The organism is Caulobacter sp. FG121 (genome assembly GCF_057809815.1).
Genome location: NZ_JBMDKR010000002.1, coordinates 475,148 through 489,213, shown reverse-complemented (window position 1 = coordinate 489,213; position 14,066 = coordinate 475,148). Strand labels below are relative to the sequence as shown.

Sequence of the window (14,066 nt, the reverse complement as noted above, 5' to 3'; positions counted from 1 at the left end):
CGGCTAGACCGCCGCCGTCACCACCAGCTCGATCAGGTCGCCATCGGCCAGCGCCGCGCCGATACAGGCCCGGACGGGGGCATGGCCGGGTGACACCCATTCTTCCCAGGCGCGGTTCATGTCCGCCTTGGCGCTCATGTCGGTGAGGTAGACCGTCACCATCAGAACCCGGCTCTTGTCGGTTCCGGCAAGCGCGAGGCTCTCGTCGATCAGCGCCAGAGACTGGCGCATCTGGTCCTCGACGGAAGCCGTTTTCAGCGGCGCCGTGGCGACCAGATAGACAGTGCCGTCGTGGATCACCGCACGGCTGCGGGTCGCGACCGAGCCGGGAATGCGGGTGACCGTCATGCCGGCCGCCGCGCGCGCAGGGCCTGGGCGATGGTGCCATCGTCCAGCCAGTCGAGGTCTCCGCCGACCGGCACGCCGCGCGCCAGCATCGTCACCGGCACGCCGGAGGGCTGAAGGCGTTCAGCGAGATAATGGGCCGTCGTCTGGCCGTCGACGGTGGCGGGCAGGGCGAGAATCACCTCGCGCACGTCGCCGGCCGCGGCGCGGCTCAGAAGTTCGGCCACGCGCAGCTTGTCCGGCCCCATGCCGTCGAGCGCCGACAGCAGGCCGCCCAGCACGTGGTAGCGGCCGCGGAACGCGCTGGCCCGCTCAAGCGCCCAGACCGACCCGACCTCCTCGACCACGCACAGCAACCCGCCGTCACGCGTGCGGTCGGCGCAGATGGAGCAGGGGTCCGACGTATCGAGTGAGCCACAGGTCGAACAGGTGCGCACCTTTGCCCGGGCGTCGACCATGGCGTCCGTCAGCGGGTCGAGCAGCTGTTCCCGCCGCTTCAGCAACGCCAGCGCGGCACGGCGCGCCGACCGGGGCCCCAGCCCCGGCAGCTTGCCCAGCAGCGCGATCAGTCGCTCGATCTCGGGTCCGGCGGTGGCGGCCATGGGGCAGTCTTAGCAGGCTGGGGCATCGGGGGAAGGGTGCGTGGTTCGAGACGCCCGGCTGATGCCTCGCTCCTCACCATGACGATGGATCAAGAGGCAGTTTGCGCTCCTTGCCCTGACGAATGGCCTCCAATGCCACCCCTCTTCGTCATCCTGAGGAGCGAGCCGCAAGCGAGCGTCTCGAAGGACGCAATGGCCTACTCGGCAGGATCGCCGGCGACCCGGTTGAACATGCCCATCTGGACCATCTGGTCCCGCACCATTTCCGGATGCTGGGTGACCACCAGATCATAGGCTTCCAGCTCGGTCGGCACGTACCAGTGGATCTTGTCGGTGTGGTAGGCCGACCAGACGGCCTCGGCCACCGCGCGCGGCGGGGTCAGGCGCCACATGCCTTCGGTCGGGGCGTTGACCTTGGCTTCGTCGGGCAGGATCGGGGTGTCGATCAGGCCTGGCAGGGTGTCGGCGACGCGGACGCCGGCGGCTTTCAGTTCCACCGACAGGGCCTCGGTGAAGCCCTTCACCGCATGCTTGGTCGCCGAATAGACCGCGATGCCGGCCATGCCGAAGATGGCCGAGCTCGACGAGGTGGAGAAGCACAGCGAGTTGGGCGTGGCCTTCAGATAGGGGATGGCCAGGTTGATGCCGCTGAGCACGGCGACCAGGTTGATGTTGATCACCGCCATGACGTCTTCCCAGGACATGTCCGCGAACGGTCCGCCCCGGCCGATGCCGGCGTTGTTGAACATCACGTCCAGCGTGCCGCCGGTCGCCTCGACGAAGTCTGAAAGGGTGGCGCGGTAGGCGTCCCGGTCGGTGACATCCAGCTCGCGGACCATGCAGTTGTCCCAGCCCAGCTCCTGTTCGAGCGCGCGCAGGCCGTCCTTGTTGACGTCTACGCCGCCGACATACCAGCCCTGTTCCGCGAACAGCCTGGCCGTCTCCAGCCCCATGCCCGAGGCCGCGCCCGTGATGAAGATCGCCTTGCGGCCGTTGGCTTTGGACATGGTTCAACTCCCTGTAGCTCTCCACGCATCTGGTGGCGCGGATGAGCTGTGCGTCCTTCGAGACGCTCGCTTGAGGCTCGCTCCTCAGGATGACGACGAGAGATACTCGACACTGCCCGTCATGCTGAGGAGCGGACCCTCGGGTCCGCGTCTCGAAGCACGCAGGAAGGCTCAGTCCTCCTCGATGTCCTCATCGGGATTGACGCTAACCGCTTCCCCCTGCGGAACCGCAAGCTGCCTGACACCGAGCAGTTCGGCGCCGGGGAAGGCGTCCATCACGGACATGACGAAGGGGTCGGCGAGGATGGCGGCCTTGGCCTCGCGCTCCTCGCGCTTCTGGCGCTCCCAGGCGCTTTCGGCCCCGCCGCCACCGGCGGTGGCGACGAGCCAGGTCTGGCCGGTCCATTCCTTCAGCTTCTGCGACAGGCGACGCGTCAGGTCGGCCGGCGCGCGGGGCGCGGGTTCGAACTCGATGGCCCCGGGGCGGAAGCTGATCGGCCGGACGAACTGCTGCACGTCCATCAGCAGGGTGATGTCGCGTTTGGACTGGATCAGCGTGAGCACGTCGTCGAACGAGGCGAGCGTCGGGGCGGCTTCCGCCGAGGCCTGGGCGACAGGCGGGGCGATGCGCGCCTGGGCGATCGCGCCGGCGGGGCCGAAGGCGCTCGCGCCGCCGCCGCCTGATGGGGCATGGCCGCCACCGCCGCCGCCGACGGGTTCCCCGTCTCGCAGGGCCTTCAGCGCCTCCTCAGGGCCGGGCAGGTCGGCGGCGTAGCACAGCCGGATCAAGGCCATCTCGACGGCGGCCTGCGGATCTGGCGCGCGGCGCACCTCCTCGTAGCCCTTGAGCAGCATCTGCCACAGCCGCGAGAGAGCACCGGCCGAGGCCGTGGCGCCGATGGCGGTCAGACGCGCGGCCTGGTCCTTCGGCAGGTGCAGGGCGTCCGGGCCGAGGGCCTTGGACACCGAGGCGGCGTGGCTGTGCTCCAGCAGGTCGAGCATCACCTGGGCGGGGTCGACCCCGAAGCCCCACAGGTCGCGGAACTGGGCCAGCGCCTCGCCGGTCTTGCCGCTCATGACATGTTCGAACAGGGCGATGGTCAGGGCGCGGTCGGCCAGGCCCAGCATGTCGCGTACCACGGCGGCGGTGACCATCTGCCCGCGGTCGGCCTGGACGATGGCCTGGTCGAGCAGCGACAGGCCGTCGCGCACGGAACCTTCGGCCGCGCGAGAGATCAGCGCCAGCCCCTCTGCGTCGACAAGGGCGCCCTCGGCCTCGGCGATACGGCCCAGATGCTTGACCAGCACGTCCGGCTCGACACGGCGCAGGTCGAAGCGCTGGCAGCGGCTGAGGATGGTCACCGGCACCTTGCGGATCTCGGTGGTGGCGAAGATGAACTTGGCGTGCGGCGGCGGCTCTTCCAGCGTCTTCAGCAGCGCGTTGAACGCCGCCGTCGACAGCATGTGCACTTCGTCGATGACGTAGACCTTGTAGCGCGCCTCCGTCGGGGCATAGCGCACCCCGTCCAGCAGTTCGCGCATCTCGTCGACCTTGGTGCGGCTGGCGGCGTCGAGCTCCAGCACGTCCATGTGCCGTCCCTCGACGATGGCCCGACAGTGGCGGCCGTCGGTGGTCAGGTCGACCGACGGCTGATGGACGGTGTCGCTCTCGAAGTTCAGCGCGCGGGCCAGCAGGCGGGCCGTGGTCGTCTTGCCGACCCCGCGCACGCCGGTGAGCATGAAGGCGTGGGCGATGCGGCCGCTGGCGAAAGCGTTGGTCAGGGTCCTGACCATGGCCTCCTGGCCGATCAGGTCCTCGAAGGTGCGCGGCCGGTACTTGCGGGCCAGCACGGTGTAGGCCGCGCCCTGGTCGGCGGGCGCGACAACAGGGGCCGGAACCGGCGGCGGCGCGAGCGGGGGTTCGGGTTCCGGCGCGCCGAAGATATCCGCGGTGTCGGGATCGCGCTCCGGGAGGTCTTCCTCCCAGGGCGGTGGTTCAGCGGAGATATCGGAATCGGCCATCGACCCTATGGTCTCACACCCGCTCATCCCCGCGAAGGCGGAGAACAGCAAAAGAACTTATGGGAAGGGTGGAGACCGGACAACGACCCGGAGCAAATCTCGTTGTGGCTGCTGCCTTCCGGCCCTGACCAGGTTGGCGAGGCGTCCGCCCGTCGCCGATCTCCGAGGCCTATATCGTGGATCGAAGGGGCGGATGCAACCTCCCCCTCTATCTCCCTCCCCCTCGTGGGGAGGGTGGACGGGCGAAGCCCGGCCGGGTGGGGAAGTGGAATACCGCCCTGATGCCTCCAGAATGATCCGCGCCGCCCCACCCTGACCGCTTCGCGGTCGTCCCTCCCCATGAAGGGGAGGGAGGGCTTGCCTCGCAACGCCGTTGGTGGAAACAAGCGCCCATGGCTCTTTCAGCGATCTCCAACGTCTTTTCCGGCAACCCCCTGAACCGCGTCAGCGAGCGCCGCGGCGACCAGGAATGGCTCGACGGCCTGCTGGCCGATCCGGCGTCTCTCGCCATCCCGCTCTGGAATGGTCAGCCCCTGACCGAGAAGAGCAAGGACGGCGGCGTCCAGCTGGCCTATGTGCCGGCGAAAATGGGCCTGGAGCTGGCCGGCGGCGTCTGGGAGCGGCTGCTCTTCCTCGGTCTCTGGAAGGACACCGCGGTGTTCGCCGTCGACATGGAAGGCGGTCTCGATCCCTGCGACGGCCCTCTGGAAGGAGTGGGAACCTTCAAGGACCTGCGCGCCGTCGCCATGACCCTTCCCCCCGCCGAGGCGGCGATCACGGCCACGGCCAAGGGTATGTTCGAATGGCGCCGCAAGCACCGGCACTGCGCGGCCTGCGGACAGCAGAGCGAAGTCGCGGAGGCCGGCTGGAAGCGGATCTGCACCAGCTGCAAGGCCGAGCATTTCCCCCGCACCGACCCCGTGGTGATCATGCTGGCGACGTTCGAGGGCAAGTGCCTGATGGGTCGCCAGGCCATCTGGCCCAAGGGCATGTACTCGGCTCTGGCCGGCTTTCTTGAGCCTGGCGAGACCATGGAAGAGGCCTGCGCCCGCGAGCTGTTCGAGGAAGCGGCGCTGACGGCGACGAAGGTCCATTACCACTCGACCCAGCCGTGGCCGTATCCGAATTCGCTGATGATCGGCCTGATCGCCGAGGTCGACAGCGCCGACGCCCGGCCGGACCAGACCGAACTGGAAGCCGTCCGCTGGTTCACGCGCGAGGAAGCCCGCCAGCTGATCAACGGCGGCTACGACGGCTGCTTCGCCCCACCCCCGCTCGCCATCGCGCATCAGCTGGTGAAGAGCTGGGCCGAGGGAGAGGGGTAGAAGCTACCCCTTCGCCAGGTCCAGCACGACGCTGGTCGTCCAGACGGCCAGCACGATCGTCGACAGGACGAAGACGAGAAACCGCACGGTCACGGCATTGAGCGTGACCTGCACCAGGCTGTGGACGACCCGCAGGCCGACATAGAGCCACGCCAGACCGGCCGTCAGCGGGCTCTGCAGCCCCAGCAGATAGGTCAGGACCGCCATGGCGTAGAAGATCGTCGGCTGTTCCATCAGGTGATTGTAGTTGTCCGCCGCGGCGCGGACGCCGTCCGGCAGCCCGCTCAACGACCCCGGAAACCGCGCGTCCTGCGGCTTGATCCCGGCCTTGCTCATGGCCGGGATGCGCGTGATGTACATCCACAGCCACATCACCAGCGACCAGACGATCAGCGCCAGAACCGGCGCCAGAACGGATTCAAGAAGGGGCTTGCCCTGGATCATGATCGCCTCCCCAGCGATTGTTTGAGGGGGGGAGGCTACGCCGGGCGCTGGCGCCGCGAAAGGGAGTAGGGAGGTAGGGAGTAGCAAACGGGAGGCGCGGCGCCGGCGGCTCGCACCGGTCGAACTTCTCCCTACGCCCTAGCCCCTACTCCCTACACTCGGTCCCGGAACGGATCGGCCGGAAACACGCCGAGGATCTCGATCGTCTCGGAGAAATAGCCGAGCTCCTCCAGCGCCAGCGCCAGGCCCCGGTCTTCCGGGCGGCCGTCGACCTCGGCGTAGAAGAAGGTCGCCGTAAAAGCCCCGCCTTCCATGTAGCTTTCCAGCTTGGTCATGTTGACGCCGTTGGTCGCGAAGCCGCCGAGCGCCTTGTAGAGCGCGGCCGGGATGTTCTTCACCTTGAAGCAGAAGCTGGTGATGCAGCGGCTGGTGAAGGGCGGCGGCGGCGGGGCCTTGTCGGCCGTCATCACGAGGAAGCGGGTGGTGTTGTGCCGTTCGTCCTCGATATCGCGCAGCAGGATGTCGAGGCCATAGATTTCCGCCGCCAGCGCCGGGGCGATGGCGCCGTGCGTGGGATCAGGATGCTGCGCCAGAGCCCGCGCCGCGCCGGCGGTGTCGCCGACGGCCTCGGTCTTCACGCCCAGCTTCTTCAGCGAGTTGCGGCACTGATGCAGGGCGATGGCCATGCTGGAGACGGTCGTCACCTGCTCCAGCCTGACGCCCTTGTTGACCATCAGCTGGAAGCGAATCGGCTTGAACCGCTCGCCGATGATCTTCAGGCCAGAGCTCGGCAGCAGATGGTGCACGTCGGCGACGCGGCCCGCGATCGAGTTCTCGACCGGAATCATGCCGAGGGCGCAGGCGCCGGACTTCACGGCCTCGAAGGCCTCCTCGAAGGTCGGATAGGGCGCGGCCTCGTGGTCCGGAAAGTAGGTCCGGCAGGCTTCGTGACTGTTGGCGCCGGGTTCGCCCTGGAAGGCGATCTTGGGAAGAGGGCTCATGGATGGGCTTTCGCGTAGGCGCGGGCGGCTTCGAGGTCGGACGGGTTGTCGACGGAAATCGGGGCGGCGTCGACGATGGCGGCCCAGATCTCCACGCCGAGCTCCAGGGCCCGCAGCTGTTCCAGCTTCTCGCGGACTTCGAGCGGCGTCGGCGGCGCGGCCTCGACGAACTGGCGCAGGGTGTCCCGCCGATAGCCGTACAGGCCGATGTGTCGCCAGACGGGGCCGTCGCCGTAGAGGGTCGAGCGGGTGAAGTAGAGCGCCCGGCCGAAGTCGGCGCCGCGCGCCAGCGAGACGATAGCCTTGACGACGTCGGGATTGGACCGGTCGGCCGTCGAGGCCTCGGGCGCGATCAGGGTCGCCATCTGGAGCGTGGGGTGCTCCCTGAACCGGCTGACCAGATTGCCGACGATCGCCGGATCGACGAAGGGCATGTCGCCCTGCAGATTGATCACCACGTCGTAGGCTTCGTCGGGATCAAAGGATTCCAGCGCCGCCAGAATCCGGTCCGAGCCAGACGGCAGATCGGGGTCCGTCAGCACAGCCTTGCCGCCGGCCGCGGTAACGGCGTCGACGATCGCCTGATCGCCCGCGGCCACCAGCACCGGGCCCATACCGGCCTTCTCGGCCTGTCTCAGGACCCGGACGATCATGGGCACGCCGCCGATGTCGGCCAGCGGCTTGTTCGGCAGTCGGGTCGCCGCCATGCGGGCGGGAATGATGGTGATCGGGTTCATGGCTCGCGACCTGGATCAATTCGGGCCAACCGGAACAGGACCCCGGCTTGCGCGAGGGGCGGTAGCGTGTAAGAGAGCGCGGCGCAACAAGGGGCGCGTTGGGGGATTCCCCTGGCGCCGGTTCAGGCCCGAGCGCCGGGCCGTCTAGAGGACTGAGACAGGCGGACATGAGCGATCTGACGTTCAACAAGATCGCCGGCGGATTGCTGGCGACAGGACTCGTCATTTTCGGCCTGCGCGAGCTGACCACCATCGTGTTCGAGAAGGAACCGCTCGAGAAGCCCGGCTATGCCGTGGCGGTGGCGGAATCGACGAGCGAAGGCCCGGCGGCGGAAGTCGCGCCGGACTGGGGCACGGTGATCCCGGTGACCAATCCTGAAGTCGGCAAGGCCGTTTCGGCCAAGTGCGGCTCCTGCCACAACTTCGACGCCGGCGGCGCGAACGGGACCGGCCCGAACCTGTACGGCGTGCTCGGCCGCAAGGTCGGCTCGCACCCGGGCTTCGCCTACTCGCCCGGCATGACCACCTTCGCCGCGACCCATCCTGTCTGGACCTGGGATGAACTCGACCAGTTCATCAAGGCGCCGCAGAAACACGTCGCGGGCACCAAGATGGGCTTCGTCGGCCTGAAGAAGCAGGAAGACCGCGTCGCGATGCTGGCCTACCTGCACACGCTTGGCTCGACCCTGCCGATCCCGGCGCCGGCTCCGGTCGCCGCCCCGGCCGCCGCGCCCGCCGAAGGCGCGGCCCCGGCTGGCGCTGCGGTCCCGGGCGCTGCTCCGACCACCGCGGGCGCCGCGCCCACGGTTCCGGGCCCCGCGACCCCTCCGGCCAAATAGCCGTCTAACAGCGAATTAATCTTTCAAAGGCCGTGGCCGGCTTGTCCGCCACGGCCCTTTTCGCGTTTGCTGGACTCACGATGGAGAGACGACCATGCGCGCGTTCACAGCAGCCCTTGTCATGTCTCTGGCGCTCACGGCGGGAGCGTCGGCCCAACAGATACCCGACCCCGACGTCGACGTGACCGTGGTTCATCCGGCCTTCCCCGTGAGCAAGGGCCCCGTCGTGGCCATCGACGGACAGCATCGGAACTTTCACACCGTCAATGGCCGCTACGCGCCGTTTGCCGCGGTGCTCCGAAACGACGGCTATCGCGTGGAGGCCTTCACGGCGCCTTTCAGCGCCGAGTCCCTCGCCGGCGTAGGTCTTCTGGTCATCGCCAACGCGGCTCCGCCGAACGGCGCTGATCCTGCGGCGGATCCTCAGCAGTCGGCCTTCAGCCCAGAAGAGATCACCGCGGTGAAGGCGTGGGTCGAAGGTGGAGGTTCGCTGCTCCTGATCGCTGACCACATGCCCTTCGCCGGTGCGGCCGCCGACCTGGCGCGGGCTTTTGGCGTCAAGTTCGCCAATGGTTACGTCAGCATTCCACGAACCGGGCCCTTGCCGGACCTGTTCAGTCCCGACGCCGCTACCTTGATGGATGACCCAGTGCTGCGGGGCGCAAGTGCGGCGGAGGCGGTTGATGTCGTGGGCACCTTCACCGGCTCGGCGTTTGTCGCGCCCCCAGGCGCCCGACCGATTTTGGTCCTGCCGGCGGGCTCACGCCTTCTGACCCCCGATGCGGCAGGGGACATCTCTGACGATGGACCCAGCCGCGACGTTGGCGGCGCCCTGCAGGGGGCGGTCATGCGAATTGGGAAAGGCCGGATGGCCGTCTTCGGCGAGGCGGCGATGTTCTCGGCCCAACTCGCGGGTCCTGGCCGGCAGCCGATCGGGTTCAACAACCCGCGCGCGCCGCGCAACAAGCAGCTGCTGCTGAACCTTGCGCATTGGTTGACAGGAGTTTTGCCCGACTAGCGTTCCAGCAAGCGTGAAGCGGCTATCGGAACCAAATGGTCCGGACTTTCCATTGGTAGCCGTTCCTGCCCGATCCGATTCAGACAGTCAGACTGGACCGGGCGCTAGGACGAATCGACATTCAGCGCATCCAGAGCATTGAAGCGGCGATGTGGATGAAGGCGATGTAGTGGCTCGCGAGCCGGTCGAAGCGCGTTGCGAAGCGGCGGAAGTGCTTGAGGCGGTTGAAGCAGCGCTCGACGCGATTGCGGAGCTTGTAGATCAGTGGGTCGTGGGGGATCTGGGCCTTGCGTGAGCGGGTCGAGGGGATGACGGCCTCGGCCCCTATCTGGTCGAGATGGCGACGCAGGCTGTTGGCGTCGTAAGCCCTATCGGCGAGCACGGCGGCGGGTCGATGGCCTTCGAGCAGGGCCGGCACGGCGAGAATGTCGTGGCTCTGGCCGGGCGCGATGAGGAAGCGGACCGGTCGCCCCAGACTGTCGCAGGCCATGTGAACCTTGGTCGTCAGTCCACCTCGGGAGCGCCCCACAGCCGGGTCGAGGCCCCCCTTTTTAGGCCGGAGCCCCGACCGGTCGTCGCCTGTTGGTGGGCCCGCACCAGAGTTGAGTCCAGCATCAGGTACTGGTTGTCCTGATCCTTGGTCAGGTCGCCGAACACCTTCTCCCACACCCCGGCCGCCGCCCAGCGGCTGAAGCGCTTGTGCGCTGTCTTCCACTTGCCATAGCGCTCGGGAAGGTCCTGCCAGTGCGCGCCCGACCGCAACACCCACAACACTCCGTTCACGAACAGCCGGTTGTCGGAGCCCGTTCGGCCCGGGTCGGAGGCCTTGCCCGGCAACAGCAGCTCGATCCGAACCCACTGCGCATCGCTCAGTTCATACCGCTTCACGCCCATCACAGACCTCCGCCAAAGCGGAGACCTATGAATCACGCATCCCGCAGCCCGTGAATCCCTGAATGTCGATTGGACCTAGGCGAACCGCCCCCTGATCATCGCGAACAAGGCCCGCACCGCCTGGGCCTCGCCGCCGACGGGGTAGCCCGGCCGGCCCTTCGGGTTCCAGGCGAAGATGTCCAGATGGACCCACGGGCCCGGCGGGGCGAAGCGCTTCAGGAACAGGCCAGCCGTCACCGAACCGGCCTGGGCCCAGGCGTCCGGATCGTTCTTCAGGTCGGCCACGTCCCCATCCAGAGCCTCCTCATAGCCGGCCCAAAGCGGCAGCCGCCACAGCGGATCGTTGACGGCCCTGGAGGCCGCCGTGATCTGGTCGGCCAGGACGTCGTCATCGGTGAAGAACGGAATCACCTGCGGTCCCAGCGCGACGCGCGCCGCGCCGGTCAGGGTCGCCATGTCGATGGTCAACGCCGGGGACAGCTCGCCCGCCCGGGTCAGGGCGTCCGAAAGAATCAACCGGCCCTCCGCGTCGGTGTTGCCGACCTCGACGGTCAGGCCCTTGCGGGTGGCCAGGACGTCGCCCGGCCGCATGGCGTCGCCGCTGATGGCGTTCTCGACCACGGGGACCAGCACCGCCAGCCGCACCGGCAGATCCGCGGCCATGATCATCCGCGCCAGCGCGAGCACATGGGCCGCTCCGCCCATATCCTTCTTCATCAGCCGCATGCCGGCCGACGGCTTGATATCCAGGCCGCCGGTGTCGAACACGACGCCCTTGCCCACGAGCGCGACCAGGGGCGCGCCCGGTCTGCCCCAGCCGATCTCGATGATGCGGGGCGCGCGCGACGGATCCGCGGCGCGACCGACGGCATGGATCGACGGATAGTTCTCGTCGAGCAGGGCATCGCCGGTCACCACCGAGATTGTCGCCCCATGCCGTTCCGCGATCTCGCGGGCGATGGTTTCGATCTGCAGCGGGCCCATGTGGTTGGCCGGTGTGTTGACCATGTCCCGGGCCAGGGCGCAGGCGTGGGCGGTCTCGCGGGCCTCGCCGACATCGGCGCCGGCGGGCGCGACCAGCCGCGCCTTCACCTCGCCCTTCTTGCGATAGCGATCAAAACGGTAGCCGCCCAGGGCGAAGGCCGTCGCCACCTGGGTCGGGTCCAGCCATTCCGGGAGGCCTTCGAGGCGGTAGTCCCCGGCCGAAAGGCGTGACGCGAGCCCCCGGAACAGCATGGCGTCGGTCTTTCGGGGGTCGCCCAGCCCGAACAGCACGCGGGTGGTCTTGCCGTCGGTTCCCGGGACGGTCAGCAATTGCCCCGCCTTGCCCTTGAAATCGGCCGCAGCCGCCAGACCCTGCTCGAACGGCGACAGGCCGGATAGATCGCCGTCGGCGACCAGGACAATGGGGAGGGTCTCGCCCTCGGGAGCGGTGAGAAGGACTTCGGTCATGGGCGCCGATTTATGCTTAACGATTCCTTGAGCCGAACCGACGAGGCTGCGGGTCAGACTTCGCCAAAGGCTCGCCTCCCATGTGTCGCATGCCGGCCCTTGCCGCAACCATTCTGACCCTCGTTGCCGGGCCGGCCCTGGCCGCTGCGCCCGCCTCCGCCTCTGCGCCTCCGGCCGCCGCCGCGCCGGCCGGGCCGGTGGCGCGCGTGAAGGCGACCGCTGCGCAGCGCGCGGAGGTCGGCCGCGTCGATCCGCTCGCGCGCGCCGCCTTCTGGGCCCGTGAACTCGAGATCGATCCCCGCGACACCCAGGCCGGCCTCGGCCTCGCCGTCGCCCTGCGTCAGCTGGGCCGCTACCCCGAGGCCTTTGACGCGGCCGGCCAGGTGCTGGTGATCGATCCTGACAACATGGACGCCCTGCTGGAAGCCGCTCGCGCCCAGGTGGCCCGTGGGCAGGGCTTCTACGCCATCGAGCCCGCGCGCCATGCCCAGACGCTGGCGCCGCGCGACTGGCGTCCCGTGGCGCTGCTGGCGGTCGCCTACGAGCAGGCCGACCGGGATGACGAGGCGCTGGCGGCCCACCGCCAGGCGCTGGCGCTGGCGCCGAACGAGCCGGCGATCCTGACCAATCTCGCCCTCTACTATGCCGCCCACGGCGACCTGCCCCAGGCCGAGCGTCTGCTGCGTCAGGCCGCGGCTCTGCCGAAGGCCGACGCGCGTGTACGGCAGAACCTGGCCCTGGTGGTCGGCCTGCAGGGCCGGCTGCCGGAAGCCGAACAGCTGGTCCGGCAGGATCTGCCGCCGGATCAGGCGGCCAACAACATCGCCTGGCTGCGCGCCGCGACGGCGCGCGCGCCGACCGGCGAGGGCCGCTCCTGGACAGCGGTGACCCGCGGCGGCGGTTCCTGACGGTTCGTAGGGGATGGACGCCGGCCGCTCCGCGTTGCTATAGCCGCCGCGGCCGCTTCGCGCGGCCCTACAACTGATCCCAAGTCCACGCGCCGAGGAGCCTGTCGAAGGGCGCGCTGGATCGTCCCGGCAGGCGGGAGGATCGTATCCATGGCCAATGTGACCGTTGTCGGCGCCCAGTGGGGCGACGAGGGCAAGGGCAAGATCGTCGACTGGCTGAGCAACCGCGCCGACGTGGTCGTGCGGTTCCAGGGCGGCCACAATGCCGGCCACACGCTGGTGGTCGATGGCAAGGTCTACAAGCTGGCGCTGCTGCCGTCGGGTGTGGTCCAGGGCAAGCTGTCGGTGATCGGCAACGGCGTCGTGGTCGATCCCTGGCACCTGCTGGGCGAGATCGAGAAGATCGCCGAACAGGGCGTGGCCATCACGCCGGACCTGCTGGTGCTGGCTGACAACGCCTGCCTGATCCTGCCGGTGCACAAGGACCTCGACCAGGCCCGCGAAGCGCAGTCGACCCAGAAAATCGGCACCACCGGCCGTGGCATCGGCCCGGCCTATGAGGACAAGGTCGGTCGCCGGGCGATCCGCGTCGCGGACCTCGCCGATCCTGAAGCCCTGCAGGCCAAGATCGACCGCCTGCTGTCGCATCACGGCGCGTTGCGTCGCGGCCTCGGACTTCCTGAAGCCGACGGCAAGGCGTTGCTGGCCGACCTGCTGGAGATCGCGCCGAAGATTCTGCCCTACGCCCAGCCGGCCTGGCGTCTGCTGGACCAGGCCTACAAGGCCGGCCGCCGCATCCTGTTCGAGGGCGCACAGGGCGCGCTGCTGGACGTCGACCACGGCACCTATCCGTTCGTGACCTCGTCCAACACCGTCGCCGGCCAGGCCGCCGCCGGGTCGGGCATGGGCCCGCGCGGGCCGGGGTACGTGCTGGGCATCGTCAAGGCCTACACGACCCGCGTTGGCGAGGGGCCCTTCGCCGCCGAACTTAAGGACGAGGTCGGCCAGCACCTCGCCACCGTCGGCCGGGAGGTCGGGACCAACACCGGTCGGGGACGTCGCTGCGGCTGGTTCGACGCGGTGCTGGTGCGTCAGTCGGTTGCTATCAACGGCATCGCCGGCATCGCGCTGACCAAGCTGGATGTGCTGGACGGCCTGAAGACCCTCAAGATCTGCGTCGGCTACGACATCAACGGTACGGTCTTCGACTACCTGCCGGCCGGCATGCGCGACCAGGCCGCGGCCGTGCCGATCTACGAGGAAATGGAAGGCTGGTCGGAGAGCACCCAGGGCGCCCGGTCGTTCCGGGACCTGAACGCCAATGCGATCAAGTACGTCCGCCGCATCGAGGAACTGATCGGCGCGCCGGTGGCGCTCTTGTCGACCAGCCCGGAGCGGGACGACACGATCCTGATGCGCGATCCCTTCCAGGGGTAAATCGTTAACCCTGTCCGGTAATCGAATGCTCAGGC

13 protein-coding genes, 1 other RNA gene and 1 pseudogene are annotated in these 14,066 nt (G+C 68.6%); 5 read left to right on the top strand and 10 right to left on the bottom strand.

Going from position 1 to position 14,066, the window contains the following annotated elements:
• Positions 1-3: 3 nt before the first annotated feature.
• From ACODSL_RS08425 to ffs, 5 genes are all read right to left on the bottom strand, one after another.
• Positions 4-348, bottom strand: coding sequence for a RidA family protein (locus ACODSL_RS08425; protein WP_488900216.1), 345 nt, complete (start codon positions 346-348; stop codon positions 4-6).
• Positions 345-947 carry a recombination mediator RecR gene (gene recR, locus ACODSL_RS08420; RefSeq protein WP_488900215.1) on the bottom strand — a complete coding sequence of 201 codons (603 nt, stop codon included), beginning with the start codon at positions 945-947 and terminating at the stop codon, positions 345-347. Before recR ends, ACODSL_RS08425 begins: the two co-directional genes overlap by 4 nt.
• 197 nt (positions 948-1,144) lie before the next feature.
• Complete coding sequence (locus tag ACODSL_RS08415) at positions 1,145-1,954, bottom strand: SDR family oxidoreductase (RefSeq protein WP_488900214.1); 810 nt, start codon at positions 1,952-1,954, stop codon at positions 1,145-1,147.
• A 171-nt stretch (positions 1,955-2,125) separates the two neighbouring features.
• Entirely contained in the window at positions 2,126-3,976 is a 1,851-nt protein-coding gene (locus ACODSL_RS08410; RefSeq protein WP_488900213.1) for a DNA polymerase III subunit gamma/tau, read from the bottom strand.
• A gap of 66 nt (positions 3,977-4,042) precedes the next feature.
• An RNA gene (gene ffs / locus ACODSL_RS08405) (signal recognition particle sRNA small type) lies at positions 4,043-4,141 on the bottom strand.
• Positions 4,142-4,368: 227 nt separating this feature from the next.
• On the opposite strand from ffs, the gene nudC reads away from it, so the two are divergent.
• Positions 4,369-5,301 (top strand): NAD(+) diphosphatase, encoded by a 933-nt coding sequence (nudC, locus tag ACODSL_RS08400; RefSeq protein ID WP_488900212.1) that lies wholly within the window; start codon positions 4,369-4,371, stop codon positions 5,299-5,301.
• A 3-nt stretch (positions 5,302-5,304) separates the two neighbouring features.
• On the opposite strand, the gene ACODSL_RS08395 is transcribed toward nudC, so the two are convergent.
• From ACODSL_RS08395 to ACODSL_RS08385, 3 genes are all read right to left on the bottom strand, one after another.
• Positions 5,305-5,745, bottom strand: a complete 441-nt coding sequence (locus ACODSL_RS08395; RefSeq protein WP_488900211.1) for an MAPEG family protein — start codon at positions 5,743-5,745, stop codon at positions 5,305-5,307.
• A gap of 152 nt (positions 5,746-5,897) precedes the next feature.
• On the bottom strand, positions 5,898-6,746 hold the full coding sequence (locus tag ACODSL_RS08390; protein ID WP_488900210.1) for a prephenate dehydratase: 849 nt from the start codon (positions 6,744-6,746) through the stop codon (positions 5,898-5,900).
• Entirely contained in the window at positions 6,743-7,483 is a 741-nt protein-coding gene (locus ACODSL_RS08385) for a 3-deoxy-manno-octulosonate cytidylyltransferase (protein WP_488900209.1), read from the bottom strand. Before ACODSL_RS08385 ends, ACODSL_RS08390 begins: the two co-directional genes overlap by 4 nt.
• A gap of 167 nt (positions 7,484-7,650) precedes the next feature.
• On the opposite strand from ACODSL_RS08385, the gene ACODSL_RS08380 reads away from it, so the two are divergent.
• Positions 7,651-8,322, top strand: a complete 672-nt coding sequence (locus ACODSL_RS08380; protein ID WP_488900208.1) for a c-type cytochrome — start codon at positions 7,651-7,653, stop codon at positions 8,320-8,322.
• Between the two features lie 94 nt (positions 8,323-8,416).
• On the top strand, positions 8,417-9,340 hold the full coding sequence (locus tag ACODSL_RS08375) for a hypothetical protein (protein ID WP_488900207.1): 924 nt from the start codon (positions 8,417-8,419) through the stop codon (positions 9,338-9,340).
• Between the two features lie 121 nt (positions 9,341-9,461).
• Here the strand turns inward: ACODSL_RS08375 and ACODSL_RS08370 are convergent.
• Positions 9,462-10,228: pseudogene (locus ACODSL_RS08370) on the bottom strand (IS5 family transposase).
• Between the two features lie 81 nt (positions 10,229-10,309).
• On the bottom strand, positions 10,310-11,686 hold the full coding sequence (locus ACODSL_RS08365) for a leucyl aminopeptidase family protein (protein ID WP_488900206.1): 1,377 nt from the start codon (positions 11,684-11,686) through the stop codon (positions 10,310-10,312).
• An 80-nt stretch (positions 11,687-11,766) separates the two neighbouring features.
• On the opposite strand from ACODSL_RS08365, the gene ACODSL_RS08360 reads away from it, so the two are divergent.
• Both ACODSL_RS08360 and ACODSL_RS08355 read left to right on the top strand, forming a co-directional pair.
• The gene (locus tag ACODSL_RS08360) at positions 11,767-12,594 is read left to right on the top strand and encodes a tetratricopeptide repeat protein (protein WP_488900205.1); all 828 of its coding nucleotides are present in this window, start codon (positions 11,767-11,769) and stop codon (positions 12,592-12,594) included.
• Between the two features lie 150 nt (positions 12,595-12,744).
• Positions 12,745-14,031 (top strand): adenylosuccinate synthase, encoded by a 1,287-nt coding sequence (locus ACODSL_RS08355; protein ID WP_488900204.1) that lies wholly within the window; start codon positions 12,745-12,747, stop codon positions 14,029-14,031.
• The last annotated feature ends 35 nt before the right edge of the window (positions 14,032-14,066 follow it).